The organism is Athalassotoga saccharophila (assembly GCF_009936215.1).
GTDB lineage: Bacteria > Thermotogota > Thermotogae > Mesoaciditogales > Mesoaciditogaceae > Athalassotoga > Athalassotoga saccharophila.
Map to the genome: position 1 here is coordinate 527,501 of NZ_AP019551.1, position 16,091 is coordinate 543,591.

The following is a 16,091-nucleotide window of genomic DNA, read 5'->3' on the forward strand; positions in this document are numbered from 1 at the left end:
GTTGGCTTAGAAGCAGCCATCCTTAAAAGAGTGCGTAACAGCTCACTGGTTGAGGCACGTTGCGCCGAAGATGTAAGGGGGCTGAAGTCAGGAGCCGAAACTGCGGAACTGAGAAGTTGGTAGGGGAGCGTTGGACAGTAGGGAGAAGGCGTACCTGTGAGGGGCGCTGGACGAGGTCCAAGTGTGGATGCAGGCCCGAGTAGCGAGAGGGAGGTGAGAATCCTCCCCCCCTGAAGCCCAAGGGTACCTGGGGAAGGTTCGTCCACCCAGGGTTAGGCGGGACCCTAAGGAAAAGGCGAAAGCCGTATCTGATGGGAAACAGGTTAATATTCCTGTTCTTGGGAGCTGGAGTGATGTGGTGACGCAGGAGGAGAAGTACCGTGGTCAAGTGGCAAGGCCATCTAAGCGGCGAGCCATGGCGCGCAGGCAAAACCACGCGCTGAAGGTAAGCTGTGACGGGGAGTGGCGCAGCGATGCGTTGCGACGGTATAGATTCACACTGCCGAGAAAAACCGCTAAACGATGAAGGCTTTCAAACCGTTCTGTAAACCGACACAGGTGGGCTGGCATAGAATGCTAAGGGGGACGAGATAACTTCCGCTAAGGAACTAGGCAAAATAGCCCCGTAACTTCGGGAGAAGGGGTGCTTACGATTGTGGGCAACTGCAATTGTAAGCCGCAGTGGAAAGGCCCAGGCGACTGTTTACCAAAAACACATGACTCTGCGAACTCCGAAAGAGGAGGTATAGGGTCTGACGCCTGCCCAGCACCGGAAGGTTAAGGGGAGCCGTGATGAGCGGTGAACTGAAGCCCCGGTAAACGGCGGCCGTAACTATAACGGTCCTAAGGTAGCGAAATTCCTTGTCGGGCAAGTTCCGACGTGCATGAATGGCGTAACGATCTGGGCACTGTCTTAGCGGGAGGCTCGGTGAAACTACAATCCGGGTGAAGATGCCCGGTACCTACGGCTAGACGGAAAGACCCCATGAAGCTTGACTGTACCCTGATATTGTGCTTTAGCGCATCATGTACAGGATAGGTGGGAGGCTGAGAACCGTTCTCGTCAGGGGACGGGGAGCCGGCGGTGGGATACCACCCTTGATGTGTTGGAGTGCTAACTTGAGCCACTGAAGGTGGCAGAGGACAGTGTCAGGCGGGCAGTTTGACTGGGGCGGTCGCCTCCCAAAAGGTAACGGAGGCGTACAAAGGTCACCTCAGGCTGGTTGGTAATCAGCCGTTGAGTGCAAAGGCAAAAGGTGGCCTGACTGTGAGAGCGACGGCTCGAGCAGACGCGAAAGCGGGTCTTAGTGATCCTGTGGCACTGAATGGAAGGGCCATGGCTAAACGGACAAAAGTTACTCTGGGGATAACAGGCTGATACCGTCCGAGAGTTCACATCGACGACGGTGTTTGGCACCTCGATGTCGACTCATCGCATCCTGGGGCTGAAGCAGGTCCCAAGGGTTGGGCTGTTCGCCCATTAAAGCGGTACGTGAGTTGGGTTCAGAACGTCGTGAGACAGTTCGGTCCCTATCTACCGTAGGCGAAGGAGACTTGAGGGGAGTCGCCCCCAGTACGAGAGGACCGGGGTGAATGTACCAATGGTGTACCAGCTATCCTGCCAGGGGTATAAGCTGGGTAGCCAAGTGCAAATTGATAAGCGCTGAAAGCATCTAAGCGCGAAGCAAACCCCAAGATAAGGTCTCCCACTCGAAAGAGGTAAGGGTGGTTCGAGAACAGGACCTTGATAGGCCGGAGGTGGAGGCATGGTGACATGTAGAGCCGACCGGTACTAATAACCCAAGGCCTTAACCTGAAACTCTATTCAGTTTTGAATGACTGTTATGCCGGGTGAGGATACCGGACTGGGAAACACCCGTTCCCATTCCGAATACGGCCGTTAAGCCAGTCCGGGCCGATGGTAGTAAGGGGGCGACCCTTTGCAAGAGTAGGTTATTGCCCGGCTTATTTGTAACGGGACCTTATAGGTCCCGTTTTTATATATCCTCTCTTACAATTGGCATCGTCATGCATCTTGGCCCACCGCGGCCTCTTGATAGTTCGCTCGATGGTATTTCTATTACCTCTATGCCCGCTTTTCTTAACAACTTGTTTGTCACGTAATTTCTTGAATAGGTTATGACCGTACCCGGACATATCGCAAAGACATTTGAACCATCACTCCATTGTTCCCTGTCCTGGACTATGGGATCTTCTCCTCCACACTTTACCATTTCTATCCCACTTAATTTGAGATGTTTTTTGAGTATATTGGAAAGTTTTCCATTCTCAGATTCTATTTTTAGATCTCCTTTGATGTTCTTTATTGAGAAGATCTCTATCTCATCTGTCAATTTTGGATGTATAACGAATTTATCGACGTCCATCATCGTGAAGATCGTGTCCAGATGCATAAAAGCCCGCGTTTGTGGTATGACAAATGCAAGTATCGTTTCAAATCTTTCTTTTGCGAAGATCCTTTTCGATATCAATTCAACGGCCTCCGGCTCCGTTCTTTCCGAAATGCCAATGGCAAGCACTTTTGGACTTAGAATGAGTATGTCTCCACCTTCTATGAAGAATGGATCGCTTAAATTGTAATACCTTGGGATTTCCTCATCTTTAAAAAGTGGATGGTATTTGTACACGTAATCCATAAGAAGAGCCTCACGCCTTCTCGTGCCTGTAGACATTCTGTTGATCGAAACTCCTTTTCCTATCGTCGCGACCGGATCGCGCTGAAAGTAAAGGTTGACCATTGGTTTGATGAAAAAAGGATATTCTTTTCTTACCTGTGCCGAAAGAGAAGAATTCTGCATATCTATTTCATTCGATCTGAGACCGCAGATTATCTTTTCGATGAATTTTTCTTGATCTAAATTTAGAAAGAATTTTCTTATACTCTGCGCAAGTTCGAGGCTGTTTATGTTGTTGAAGACTATGAAATCGTCCAAAAATCTTTCCTTTATTTCCTGATCTTTAAGTACAGTCGAGATGAGATCCTCGACGTATAGAACCTCAACTTCCCTGCTTTTTAAGACCGATGCCATAACGTCATGTTCGCTCTGCGCAACTGTGAGATATGGTATGTCATCGAATAAAAGATCTTGCAGAGAAGAGGGAGTTAGATTTTCTATCTCCTTTCCCGGTCTGTGAAGTAAGACCACTTTCAATTTTCCAACTTCGTTGTATACGTATGGTTTCAATGCATCCTCCTATATACTTTTTAGGTACTTACGTTGCTTTTCTGTCAGTGAATCTATCTTTATTCCAAGTAAATCGAGTTTTGCCTGCGCTATTTCGTAATCTATTTCCTGTGGAACGGAGTAAACCTTATTTTCCATTTTTTTGTGATCCTTCGCTATTTTTATTGCACTTAAGAGTTGAACGGAAAATGAAAGATCCATTATTTCTACCGGATGTCCATCGGCAGCGGCAAGATTTACGAGTCTCCCGTCGGCAATAAGGTAAAGGTGTCTTCCGTTGACTTCGTATTCGGTTATGTTGGGACGTGCTTCACGCTTTGATTTGGAGATAATTTCAAGATCTTTTACTGATACTTCGACGTCAAAGTGACCGGCATTTGAAAGTATGGCTCCATCCTTCATCACTTCAAAATGTTCCTTCCTTATGACATCGGTATTTCCCGTCGTTGTCACAAAGATGTCTCCAATCTTTGCAGCCTCATTCATTTCCATAACGTCAAATCCATCCATGACGGCTTCAAGTGCCTTTATGGGATCTACCTCTGTAACAATAACCCTTGCGCCAAGGCCCTTTGCCCTCATCGCGACACCTTTTCCGCACCAACCATATCCTGCGACAACGACTCTCTTTTCGGCGATGTTCAAATTGGTATTTCTCGTTATCGAATCCCATACGGATTGACCGGTACCGTATCTGTTGTCGAAAAGGTATTTGGTTTGAGCATCGTTGACGGCGATTGCCGGAACCATTAACTGTTTTTCATTTTGAAGGGCTCTAAGCCTTTTGACGCCTGTTGTCGTCTCTTCACATACTCCCCAAAGATCTTTTAGAAGTTCTTTTCTTTCTTGATGAACTGTTATGGTCAGATCGGCTCCATCGTCTATTATTATGTTGGGCTTCGAATCCAAAGTTAACTGAAGGTTCTTTTTGTAAACATCCACGTCATGTGTTCTCTGGGCGTTGACGGTTAATCCTCTGTGCCTTAACTCACTGACAATTTCATCTTGAGTGCTTAAAGGATTCGATCCGGTCACAAAGACCTCACCACCGAGTTTTGCAAGGGATAGGGCAAGGTATCCCGTTTTTGCCTCGAGATGGACTGAAACTGCAATCCTTATTCCCCTTAGTGGGCTTTCTGATTGGTATTTGTCAACGAGTTTGTTTATGACTTTCATTCTACTTGCTACCCATTCCAATTTCGCGCTGCCTATCTCCATTTTTTACCTCCTTAAACTTTTTGAGATATGAGAGAGATCTCTTCATCTCTTGAATCGTAATCCAAAACTTCTGCGTACATTGCGAAATTTATGATCGTATCGAAAAGTTCCTCTGGATTTTCATTTGGGAATTTTTCGGAAAGAAACTCTTCAAGTTCCTCGCGAGTTATAACTCCATTTTCACTTTTTACTATCATATCAAAGATGATTTTTATGATTGGTATCTTCAATATTTGTTCTTTGAAGATCAACTTTCTTTCGTTAACATCGGCATCGAGAAATCTTTTACCGAGTTTTGTGAAGATCACCTCATGACTTGGAGTTTCAACAAAACCCAGCATTTCGGCGGCAAGCGCTATAGATATGGTCGTTCCAAAATCTCTTTTTATCTCGTCTGACAGATCAAAAAGATCGAGTTTCCCTTTGTTGTCGTCTAACACCTCGAGAAGCCCTATTATTTCGCTGACGGCGGCATGAGGTATCGGAGATAATTTTTCTTTTTCCGATGGCATTTCAGGAACATCTGGCATTATATTTGCGGTCAAGACATTGTAGATGGTGTCAACGGTTTTAAGAAAGGCTGAAGACTTTTGATCTCTTGGAAAAGGTAAAGAGTTGTGGTATATGGCCTTTATGCTGCCCGGATTTGAAGTCAGGATGACTATATCGTCTGCCATGTAGACGGCCTCATTTATATTGTGGGTGACGATTATGACATTCGTAAGGCCCGAAATACCCTTTGACCATATGTCTAAGATTTCCTCCCTTAAGTTCTCCGCGGTTAAAGCGTCGAGGGCACTGAATGGCTCGTCCATGCACAAAACCTCTGGCTTTGAAACAAGCGCCCTTGCGAAACCTACCCTCTGTTTCATTCCTCCCGAAAGTTCCCGAGGATAGACGTCTTCAAATCCTTCGAGGCCTATCATATCTATGACATTTGCTATTAATTTTTTCTTTTCCTCTGGATCCATCTCTTCTTTTATCCCTAAGGCTATATTCTCGCTGACGGTCTTCCACGGGAAAAGCGCAAAATTTTGAAAAACCATTGCCATCCGATCGTTAACGCCTAATTGTAATTTTCCCTTGTAGTAAACGCTTCCAGAGGTAGGCCTTAGGAGACCCGTTATAATCCTAAGAAGCGTTGATTTGCCAGCACCAGATGGCCCAAGAATGGCAACTATTTTCCCGGGATCTATTTTTAAATTTATCGATTCGAGACCCACGAAATAAGCCCCACCGCTCATTCTAAATTTCACGGAAACGTCTTTTAATTCTATTATCGGTACGCCCATCTTTTGACCTCCTTTCAATCAAATTTGAATTTTTCAGTTGACCATTTCTGAAGAGGTCTCCACATTAATTTGTTTATCGTTACCACTCCAACGGACATTACTATAACAGATAAGGCAAGCAAATTCATCTGGTTATTGTTCGTGAAGACATTTATAAGGTATCCTATCCCCGTAGCGGTGTAGGTATGACCTCCGACGACCATGTATTCAGCGACAATGCTCGCATTCCATGCTCCTCCAGCCGCCGTTATCATACCGGTTATGAGATAGGGCAGGACGGATGGTATGTAAAGGTTAAACCAAAGTTCTTTTTTTGTGAATTTAAGCATTTTTGCCGCTTCCTTCAATTGATTCGGTATGGCAGATGCACCCGCTATGACATTGAAAAGGATGTACCACTGGGTTCCGAGTAACATCAAGATTATAGAACTCCAATTCAAATTTGGGAAGATCAAAACAAACCACGGATATATCATTGGAGCCGGGAAGGATGCTATCATCTGGATTACCGGCTGCAATCTTTTCGATAGTCTCATGTTCTTCCCTATGATTATACCAACGGGCAATGCCCACATGGATATGGCAACTGCCGTGTATACACGCAAACCCGTTATACCATCGGCAAAGAGAATCGTTAACAATTCAGATCCTTTAATACTCGAAAAGAAAGATAAAAGTTTCCATATGCCAAAGAATGAAATCAGTCCAATGATGGAATAAAAGAGTATATTTCCCCATCTGCTTTCATCTCTTTGGTAATCACCAGATATCACTCTTGGTTTGAACTTTGGAGTTATTTTTCTCAAAGTTGTAAGTTCTCTGAAAAACATGAGCGCGTGAGAACTTTTAAGTACTTTCAAAATGAGAGATTTTGGTTCATCTTCGGAAGCAACCTCGTCCATTTTGAATTTGTCTGCCCATGCGACTATGGGTCTCCAGAAGAAGAAGTCTATCGCGAGAATCATTAGCATCATCGCTATTATCGCGTAAATTTCTCCTGGAACGTATCCTTTGTCCATGGCAACTCCCATGTAAGATCCAACGCCCGGGAGGATAAAGGTTTTGTCTCCAAGAGAAAAGTATTCGGATACGACGAGAAAGAACCATCCTCCGGCCATCGACATCATGCTATTCCACACAAGGCCGGGCATCGAATATGGCACCTCAACGTTCCAAAAGATCTTCCACTTTGAGAATCCGTAGATCTTGGATGCTTCTATCAAATCACGCGGGATGGATTTTAAAGACTGGTAAAAACTGAAGGTCATATTCCATACCTGTCCTGTGAAGATCATGATTATCGAGGCAAGTTCAAGTCCTATATTGCTATGTGGGAAGATGGCTATCATGGCGAGTAAAACTCCGGGGAGGAATCCTAAAACTGGCACTGATTGTAGGATATCAAGAAGAGGGATTAAAAGACGTTCTGCGTATCTGTTACGCGCGGCCGCATAACCGTAGGTAAGGGTAAAGATCAAAGAGAATCCATAGGCTATAAAGCCCCTCGACATTGAAAGAAGTGTATAGCCTATCAAGGCTATGGGCGACATAGAGATCGTCGCTTGTGCGACCATCGTGCCGGTCCATCTCGTGGCGAGTTCTATAACTCCCCACGTTAAAAATACGAGTATCGCCACTACAACTGCATCGTAAATTGAAAAGTGGAGGATCTTCTTCTCGATCGCACGAACCATTGTCGATCATCTCCAACACCTCCTGCTGACGGTGAAAAAATCTTAACACATCGCGTGTGAAAATATTTAGGCTTGAATTCTGAATATTGAGTAAATTGATTCTAAATTTTTGCCCACTTTCCGTAAGAAATATTTGAAATCTCACCTTTTTCTTCTAAATATGAAAGTATCGCGCTTTCAAAGGATCTGAAAAGGTAAAATGTACCGAAATTTAGAGGCACATTCATTTCAAAGCAAATTTCTTCAACACTTTTTGGAGTCTTTAAAAGATCAAAGGTCATACTTATAAAGTTATTCAGCGCGTCTTTTGTCGCCTTTATATCGTGAGATGGATCTGACGATGGCTGACCGTGAGAAGGAATGTACAGATCCATATTTGAGTTTTCTATTTTTTCAATTGAGTTTATGAATTCTTTAACGTTTATAAGGTAAGGATAAAGATATTTCTTTACTATTTCCTCTCCAAAATACGCATCACCGCAAAAGAGTACATTTCCAAACCTTATACCCGTCATTCCAACTGAATGACCGGGAAGGGGAACGAATTCAAAACCTGACATTTTAAAATCGCTAAAACTTTTCACTTGAGACTCTTTTGCCTCGAAAAAAGATCTCTTCAATGCCTTCGGAGGGTTTGCTCCGTAAAGGTAAAATGATTCCATGGATGGATTTTCTATGAGAAATCTTTCCCTTTCATCTGCGTAAATACTCGCACCTTTTAGCGCGAAAAAACGATTCCCCTGAATATGATCGGCATGTGAGTGCGTGTTGAACACAAAGTCGATCCTTCCCACTTCTTCGGAGATCTCCTTTGCGAACTTCTCATTCGATCCCGTGTCTATAAGATATCTTTTCCCTTCGTATTCTATCACGCCAACATTTGTGTTTCCTCTTTTTACAAAAAGAGATTCATTTATTCTTTCCATGACCCCTCCTGTCTAAGTTTTGTAAGAATCTCATTTTTTTCTTTATCAAGAGGAGATTTGATCGTGATTTTGGAATTTTTATTTGGATGAGTCAAAGATATCTCTGAGCAGTGTAGAAAATATCCCTTGAGTTTATAAGTGCTTCTAAATTTTTTGTTGTCTTCTCTATCGCCGTAGAGATCGTCTCCGACAACTGGAAAGTTTATCAACGAAAGATGCCTTCTTATTTGATGCCTTCGCCCTGTTAAAATTTCCGCCTCAACAAGTGTGTATCCCGTGAAAAAATCTATAGGTCTTACACGCGTGAATGCGGATTTATCGTCAATTGGAGTCGTTATCTCTTTTTCTTCTTTTAGAAGACCCTTGACAAGCGTGATGTATTTTTTGTCTACCTGACGAGAGGAAATCATGTAAGAAAGTTTTTTTGCCGTATCGTAGTTCTTTGCGACGATTATTATACCAGATGTGTACTTATCAAGTCTATGAACAAAGAAAAATTCTTTCATTTTTCCGATTAGAACGTTGTAAAGAGACTTTTCGACCTTGGTGCCCGGTTGGACCGATAAACCCGAGGGTTTGTTGAAAGCCACAATATCATCATCTTCGTACAGCACTTCTATGTCCATTTTGATGGGAAGATGGGTAGGCGTAAGCCTACCGTATCTTTTCATTATTTCATCTTCATCGCCATTTAGTTTTATGAGTATTCTTTGCCCTTTTTTGATTCTTTCGGCACCGTTTTTTATCCTCTTCCCATCAACGGTGACTTTTCCCGATCTTATAAAACTTTGAAGGGCCGATAACCTTATCGAGGGATACTTTCTCCTTAAAAATTTATCAAGCCTTTCTTCGTCCCTCTCTTCGATTATCTCGGTAAAAAAGAAATTTTGATTCATGCCTTTTTCGGTCCCTTTATGCTTTTAACTATACCAATAGCGATTATCATGCAGGCAATTCCTATTGAGGCCCCGCCGATAACGTCGAGTAACCAGTGAACGCCAACGTAAAGCCTATCGTAAAGAATAGACAAGATGAAGAGAGAAATTACGATCGATATAGTCCAAGAGAGGGCCTTCGGCAATTTCGATTTCAAAACAAAATAAGCGATCATGCCATAAAGCGCAAATGCGCCGACGCTATGGCCGCTTGGAAATGAATAAGATGTCTCCGGAACGAGTTGGGACAGATTTGGACGCGGGATTGCGTAAATGTATTTAAGACCTTCTATTAGAATTCCGGCCAAAGTCAAAGATATAAAAAGCATGAGCGGTTCTCTCCATTTTTTAAGCAAAGAGAGTATCACAACTACGATGAGCCCTATAACGATATCGTAGATGGTGTCTGTGTACTTGGCAACGGCTATAAAATATGGATTTAGAATGTGATGCCTCATCCCTATGACGGCTTTTTCGACGAAAATATTGAGACCATTTGCGAATCCAAACTTTTCGATCAATCCCAGCAAGATGCCTATTCCCAAAAATATCACAAACCATGAAAAATACCACCAAAATTTTCTCAAAACAAACACTCCTTCCTTGACATTTGCTTTTAAATGTAGTACTATATATTTAGCACTCGATTTAATAGAGTGCTAAGGTGATCGAATGGAACTGAATGAAAGGCAGAAAAAGGTACTTTTTTGTGTTGTTAATGAATACATAAAAACCAAAAAACCTGTCAGTTCGGAAAGGGTAATCGAGAATACGAATATTTCTCACAGCAGTGCAACTGTAAGAAACGATTTAAGAAAACTCGAGTATCTCGATTACGTTAAACATATTCACACATCTTCCGGAAGGGTCCCTACGGATAAGGGATATCGTTTTTACGTTGATTCCATCTTCGAGATATCCCAGGACATGAAAACTTCAAAAGACATGGAGATCTTTCCGAATTATCCTCAGGGTAACTTCGATCAGGTCATAAATAGAGTTTCTACTCTTCTGGTCAGGACCGTTCCGGTTATGATCATAATAACCAAACCTGTTTCAGACAGGATGAAGATAAAGGCTATAAAAATTCACAGAACCTTTGAAGATTATATCACAGTCGTTCTCTTTACAGAACTTGGAATGATCAAAAATCAGACTATACCCAAAAAGTTAACGGATGAAAATATCAGGGAAATAGAGAGAATGTTAAACACGGCCATCGTTGGAAGAACGATAGATGAGATACGTGCGAATATAATCGGATCCCGATTTGAAGAAGACAGATGGCATGGTACAAATGTTGAGAGCACGATAGAGATTCTCAAAAACCTTATAGAAGATTCTGGAGAGGACAAATATATAATAAGAGGCATAGAAAATCTTATAGACGATGAAAGTATAGATCAAAATGTCTTAAGAAATCTTTTGAGAACTCTTGAAACACCAAATAAGTTTTACAAATTTTTGCAGGATTATGGAAAGGTCGAAGACATAAAGATCTTCATAGGAAGTGAGCATCCGCAACCTAATATGGAATCTTTTGCATCTTTCATAGTGCCTTACAAAGTTTTTAACGAAGAGATAGGTTATGTCATATCTATAGGAACGAAGTCAATAGATTATCAAAGGATAATAAAACTCACTTGGTACATTGGAAATAGGCTGACGGAATTGCTGACCTTTCTTTCGAGAATAAATGAAACGAAGAGGTGATAAATGTGGAAGAAAAAAATGAAAATAGCGCAAAAATAAATGAAAATAAGGAAAGTGAAAATAAAAATCAAATCATAGAAGAGTATGAAAAGAGAAATAAAGAACTTGAAGAATATGCCAAAAGAATGAAGGCATCTCTTGAAAATCTAAGGAGAGAAAAAGAAGAAGAGGTAAATTACGCCATAAGTTATGCGAATCAAAAACTCGTCGAAAAACTCGTGGAAGTGCTCGACGAAATGGAAAGACTTTTGAACAATTTCAGTAATAAAGATTCGCTCGATTACGTGGCACTTCAGATGATGTACAAAAAATTCAAAAATACCCTCGAGGCCGAAGGATTGAAGAAGATAGAAGCAAATGGGAAATTCGATCCATTTGAACACGATGCCATTGAACGTGTTGAAAGTCCGAATCATGAAGATTGGGACATAGTGGAAGTAACGCAAAATGGCTACAAGTTCAGAAACAAAGTTATAAGACCCGCAAAGGTAAAGGTAGCCATGCACGATTCTTCAAATTCGAATGAGGGATGATAATTTTGGCAAAGAAAGATTATTACGAAATTCTTGGCGTTTCTAAAGACGCCTCTACCGATGACATAAAAAAGGCGTACAAAGATCTCGTCAAAAAATGGCACCCCGATCTCCATCCTGAAAACAAAGAGGAGGCCGAGGCTAAATTCAAAGAGATACATGAGGCTTATGAAGTCCTCTCAGATCCTCAAAAGAGGGCTCAGTACGATAGATTTGGATATGTTGGCCAGCCACAGGAAAACTTTGGTGGCACAGGACAAACTTTTAACCAGGAAGATTTATTCGGTGGCTTTGAAGATATATTTAACATGTTCTTTGGCCAAGGAATGCGCCGTGAGGAGAATGTTTCGAGGAGTCTCAGAGGAGAGGATATTTATCTGACGATTCAAATAGACGTAAAAGATGTGCTCTATGGTTCTGAAAAAGAGATAGAATACACGAGATACGAAACCTGTCAGGCATGTCACGGTACCGGTGCAAAGGATGGAACGGCCTTCAAGACCTGTCCGAAGTGTCATGGAACGGGAGTTTTACGCGTCCAGCAAAGGACATTTTTCGGTGTTGTGACAACGCAGACAACGTGCGATATGTGCGGTGGAAGTGGAAAGATAATAACTGAAAAATGTCCCGTGTGTGGTGGACGGGGAAAGGTAATTGTCAAAAAGAAGATAAAGGTAAGAGTTCCTCCCGGCGTTGAGGATGGAGGAAGATTGAGAATTCCAAATGGAGGTCACGCCGGAGAAAATGGTGGACCGTACGGAGATCTCTTCGTCATTTTGAGAGTCAAAGATATTCCGGGAATAAAAAGAGAGGGACGGGACGCTTACAGCGAGGTAGACATAGACTTTGCCCAGGCCGCTTTGGGATCGGAAGTAGAGATAGAAGGCCTTGAAGGCAAGGAGGTTCTTTCGATTCCTCCGGGCACACAGCCAAATACCATTCTCAAATTAAAAGGAAAGGGCTTTCCATCGCCGAATGGAGGGTCCCGCGGGGATCATGTTGTAAAGGTAAATGTGGTTATACCCAAGAGACTTTCCAAAGATCAGGAGGAACTTTTGAGAAAATATGCGGAACTTTCTCACTCTGGGGTAAACAATAAGAGGCATGGTTTCTTCAGATAGGAGTGAAGGACCTATGGATGAATTAAGAATAAGAAAGGCGAGGATATATTATTACAAAATTTACAACATCGCCGATTCTGCAGACCTTGAAAAGGTAATTTCCTTTTCTTCCAATTTTAAAGGCATAAAGAAGATGAGATTTGAGAGGGTAGGATCGGATGTCATAGAGATACAAAATCCCCCTATTCAACTTTATATAGATGAATATCATCTCAAAATTGACGAAAATGATGTAAAAGTAACCGTTAAACTCGAAATAAATGAACTTGGTACGATGACGGTTATTGTCCAGATGGATGTGGAAGGGGATATTCCGACTTCCTTTTTCACAAAAGTTCAAAAAGAGTATCTTTCCAATCCGAATGAAAGTTTTAAAGTAGAAGAATATTTCAAAAACGGAATAAACATTCTAAGTCCTGTTTTCAAGGGAAGGTACGAAAAGTTCTCTCCAACCCTTGAGCATATAATCTATTATGTGGAAAATTTCGATAGGCCTGTAAAGGCAAGAGAACTTTTGAATGAATACAAAGATTTGCCAGAGTTATTGCACAAAAGCGATAAGAAACTAAGTGTTCAGGTGAAAAACAGAACTTTCAGACATGCATTTTCTTATTACGCAGATGACCTCGTGGTTATAACAAATGACAGTTCATTCGTCTACGATCCCGAAGGCAGCGATGACATAATAGACATCCTTGACTTTTTGAACACGCAACTCGTAACGATAAGATACTACGATGAATTGCTCGAGGTAAGAATGCATGAGATAAACTTGAATGATAAGCCAAACAATTCGCTCATGGAGATCTTCAAAATAAGAAAACATAACAACGCAAGCAAAAAACTTATCGCCCTAAATGTAGAAGTTAAATCGGCCGTTGAGCACGCCAAAAACGCAATTCACGTAACCGAAGATGTTTACTACGCGAGAGTATACATGAACGCAAGACAAATTTTTGGATTGAATTTGTGGGAAGAAAGCGTGGAAAGGAAACTCGAAGTGGTCAACGATACGTACAACATGATCCAGTACAACCTTTCACACGCATTCGACAATTTCCTCGAAATAGTCGTTATAATACTCATCTTCATAGAACTTTTAGCATTCTTCAAGTAAAACTTTAAATCGCTGTTTTTTTCTACGCGCCCCCCGCCACATGCCATTATCTGACATCGCTGCAATTCGGCAAAATTGTTTCAGTATACCTTTTAAGTTTTAAGTATATTTTGGGGCTTGATTTTGGTAACAAGTTCTAAGAATTCATCTTTGAAATTGTCGTAAAGACTGACAAGTGGCAAATTTATAGACTGACCAAGGCCACAGAAGGAAGTATCACTTATCTCCGTAGAAAGTGTTTTTATCCTCTCGATATCCTCTTTCTTTCCCATTCCCTTTGAAATTCTATCCAACAATATGTAAAGATCTCTTGTGCCTTCCCTGCAAGGCGTACACTTTCCGCATGATTCATGCATATAAAATTTGACGGCCTTTTTTGCTATGTCGATCGCCTTATTTTGATCATCGATAACGAGAATTGATCCCGATCCCAGGGATATACCATCCTTTATTGATTCATAATCCACGGGAATATCGAGTTTGTCCGGCTTCACAAAGGTACCGGCCGTTCCTCCGGTCTGAACCATCTTCAAACTTCTTCCATTTGCAACCCCGCCCCCAAAGCCATATATGAGTTCTCTAAGGGTGCATCCCATCGGGAGTTCAACGATACCTCTGTTCACAACATTTCCGACGAGTGAAAAGACCTTTGTTCCCTTTGATTTTTCGGTACCATACCTTCTGAAGGCATCCGGCCCATTTAAAATTATCCATGGAACATTCGCAAAAGTTTCGACGTTGTTTATAAGGGTAGGCTTTCCGTAAAGTCCGTGATCTGTCGGATAAGGAGGCTTAATCCTTGGTCTGCCAGCCTTTCCCTCGAGCGATTCCATAAGCGCGGTCTCGTCTCCGACAACGTAAGATCCCGCACCTGGCCTTATGGCTATGTCAAAGGAGAAGTCACTTCCGAAGATGTTCTTGCCAAGCAATCCGTATTCTTTCGCGTCATTTATTGCTTTTTGGATTTTCTTTATAGAATTGTAGTATTCACCCCTTATGTATATATACCCGATGTCCGCGCCTATTGAATACCCCGCTATTGCCATGGCTTCTATAATGGAGTGTGGATCCCCCTCGAGTATCAATCTGTCTTTGAAGGTGCCCGGCTCTCCTTCATCGGCGTTGCAAAGTACATACTTTTTACTGTCCTTTGCCTTAAAGGTCATTTCCCATTTCAACCCCGTCGGAAATCCTGCGCCGCCTCTTCCTCTCAATCCCGAGGCTTTTATCATTTCTATGACGTCCATCGGCTTCATTTTCAAAGCGTTATAAAGCGCTTTGTATCCATCTCTTGCTATGTATTCTTTTATATTTTCTGGATCTATAAGACCGGCATTTCGAAGGACTATTCTTGTTTCTTTCAATTCCATCCCTTTTGCAGGTCTTATCTTTTCTTTCTCCACAAGGAATTTGGAAACGATCCTACCCTTTAGAATGTGTTCGTTGAATATTTTTTCTAAATCGTCGATCGAAGAGACCAAATAATAAATGTCTTCGGGAAGAACCTGGAACAGAACACCTTTTCCGTAAAATCCAAAGGTCCCAGTTTCTATAACGTCTACCATTTTGGAAAGGTTGTATTCTTTAACCCACTCCTTCATCGTCTCTTCGTAGGATCTTGAACCGTTAAGTAAACTGTTGGAATCAGTGGAAAATAAAACGGTCATTGCCTTCATTTTCTATCACCCCTGTACTTTTCGATTATCCCCTCGATCGATTCGACCGTGAGGTTTCCGTAGGTATCTCCATCTATCATCATAACGGGGCCAACACCACATATTCCAAGGCACGATGTTTGCTCGAGTGTAAAAAGACCATCCCTTGTCGTCTGACCAAAATCGATTTTCAAAATATCCTTTAATTTTTTTTCTATTTGTGGACCTTCAACTACATGACAGGGAAGACTTTCGCACAGTCTTATGAGATGTTTTCCTCTTGGTTTGGTAGAGTACATGCTGTAAAAGGTTGCGAGTTCATAGATTCTTTCTATCTTGACGTCTAATTCTTCCGCTATCGCCTCGGCCGCTTCGAGAGGGATCGAATTTTCAAATAATTCCTGAGCCAGATGAAGTGAACTTAAGATCATATCCCCTTTTTCAACCTGTTGCGTTTTCACTTCTTTTATTCTACTCCTCAAAATCTCGACCTTTTCCATTTCCATGGTACCCCTCCATTAGTGATTTTTTTAACAAGATTGGCTTTACTAAATGGCGGAGGTGCTGGGACTCGAACCCAGAAGGCACTTAGTGCCACCGGTTTTCAAGACCGGCCCCTTAGCCGATTCGGGCACACCTCCGTCTTTTGTTATTTTAACATCTTTTGATTAAAAAAAGCAA

General features: G+C 42.1%; 13 protein-coding genes, 1 tRNA gene and 2 rRNA genes (1 of these 16 cut by a window edge). 6 read left to right on the top strand and 10 right to left on the bottom strand.

Translation table 11 applies throughout. The annotated features are described in order from the left end of the window. Positions 1-1,816, top strand: a 23S ribosomal RNA gene (locus ATHSA_RS02625) (it extends 1,112 nt beyond the left edge of the window). Positions 1,817-1,847: 31 nt separating this feature from the next. Further along, positions 1,848-1,965, top strand: a 5S ribosomal RNA gene (rrf, locus tag ATHSA_RS02630). Positions 1,966-1,997: 32 nt separating this feature from the next. On the opposite strand, the gene arcA is transcribed toward rrf, so the two are convergent. The 7 genes from arcA to ATHSA_RS02665 all read right to left on the bottom strand — a co-directional run bounded on the left by arcA (position 1,998) and on the right by ATHSA_RS02665 (position 9,858). Continuing rightward, a complete protein-coding gene (gene arcA, locus ATHSA_RS02635; protein ID WP_161847627.1) occupies positions 1,998-3,206 on the bottom strand; it encodes an arginine deiminase in 1,209 nt (402 codons plus the stop codon). 9 nt (positions 3,207-3,215) lie between these two features. Then, positions 3,216-4,424: an adenosylhomocysteinase gene (locus tag ATHSA_RS02640; RefSeq protein WP_161847628.1), complete on the bottom strand. Its 1,209-nt coding sequence runs from the start codon at positions 4,422-4,424 to the stop codon at positions 3,216-3,218. Positions 4,425-4,435: 11 nt separating this feature from the next. Then, positions 4,436-5,716, bottom strand: coding sequence for an ABC transporter ATP-binding protein (locus tag ATHSA_RS02645; protein WP_161847629.1), 1,281 nt, complete (start codon positions 5,714-5,716; stop codon positions 4,436-4,438). Positions 5,717-5,730: 14 nt separating this feature from the next. Further along, positions 5,731-7,410: an ABC transporter permease gene (locus ATHSA_RS02650; RefSeq protein WP_161847630.1), complete on the bottom strand. Its 1,680-nt coding sequence runs from the start codon at positions 7,408-7,410 to the stop codon at positions 5,731-5,733. Between the two features lie 101 nt (positions 7,411-7,511). Continuing rightward, a complete protein-coding gene (locus ATHSA_RS02655; protein WP_161847631.1) occupies positions 7,512-8,336 on the bottom strand; it encodes an MBL fold metallo-hydrolase in 825 nt (274 codons plus the stop codon). Then, entirely contained in the window at positions 8,324-9,232 is a 909-nt protein-coding gene (locus tag ATHSA_RS02660; RefSeq protein ID WP_161847632.1) for an RluA family pseudouridine synthase, read from the bottom strand. Before ATHSA_RS02660 ends, ATHSA_RS02655 begins: the two co-directional genes overlap by 13 nt. Continuing rightward, positions 9,229-9,858, bottom strand: coding sequence for a phosphatase PAP2 family protein (locus ATHSA_RS02665; RefSeq protein ID WP_161847633.1), 630 nt, complete (start codon positions 9,856-9,858; stop codon positions 9,229-9,231). Before ATHSA_RS02665 ends, ATHSA_RS02660 begins: the two co-directional genes overlap by 4 nt. Positions 9,859-9,943: 85 nt before the next feature. Here ATHSA_RS02665 and hrcA point away from each other — a divergent pair, with 85 nt between their 5' ends. From hrcA to ATHSA_RS02685, 4 genes are read left to right on the top strand one after another with little or no spacing between them, the layout of a single operon-like run. Further along, positions 9,944-10,984: a heat-inducible transcriptional repressor HrcA gene (hrcA, locus tag ATHSA_RS02670; protein ID WP_161847634.1), complete on the top strand. Its 1,041-nt coding sequence runs from the start codon at positions 9,944-9,946 to the stop codon at positions 10,982-10,984. A 5-nt stretch (positions 10,985-10,989) separates the two neighbouring features. Next, positions 10,990-11,517 (top strand): nucleotide exchange factor GrpE, encoded by a 528-nt coding sequence (locus ATHSA_RS02675; RefSeq protein ID WP_197739205.1) that lies wholly within the window; start codon positions 10,990-10,992, stop codon positions 11,515-11,517. After that, positions 11,514-12,638 carry a molecular chaperone DnaJ gene (gene dnaJ / locus ATHSA_RS02680; protein WP_232060113.1) on the top strand — a complete coding sequence of 375 codons (1,125 nt, stop codon included), beginning with the start codon at positions 11,514-11,516 and terminating at the stop codon, positions 12,636-12,638. The genes ATHSA_RS02675 and dnaJ overlap by 4 nt, the downstream gene beginning before the upstream one ends. Positions 12,639-12,651: 13 nt before the next feature. After that, a complete protein-coding gene (locus ATHSA_RS02685) occupies positions 12,652-13,755 on the top strand; it encodes an RMD1 family protein (protein ID WP_161847635.1) in 1,104 nt (367 codons plus the stop codon). Between the two features lie 92 nt (positions 13,756-13,847). On the opposite strand, the gene nuoF is transcribed toward ATHSA_RS02685, so the two are convergent. The 3 genes from nuoF to ATHSA_RS02700 all read right to left on the bottom strand — a co-directional run bounded on the left by nuoF (position 13,848) and on the right by ATHSA_RS02700 (position 16,051). Next, positions 13,848-15,431, bottom strand: a complete 1,584-nt coding sequence (gene nuoF, locus ATHSA_RS02690; RefSeq protein ID WP_161847636.1) for an NADH-quinone oxidoreductase subunit NuoF — start codon at positions 15,429-15,431, stop codon at positions 13,848-13,850. Beyond that, positions 15,428-15,916 (bottom strand): NADH-quinone oxidoreductase subunit NuoE family protein, encoded by a 489-nt coding sequence (locus tag ATHSA_RS02695; protein WP_161847637.1) that lies wholly within the window; start codon positions 15,914-15,916, stop codon positions 15,428-15,430. Before ATHSA_RS02695 ends, nuoF begins: the two co-directional genes overlap by 4 nt. Before the next feature lie 47 nt (positions 15,917-15,963). After that, positions 15,964-16,051, bottom strand: a tRNA-Ser gene (locus tag ATHSA_RS02700). Positions 16,052-16,091: the final 40 nt, after the last annotated feature.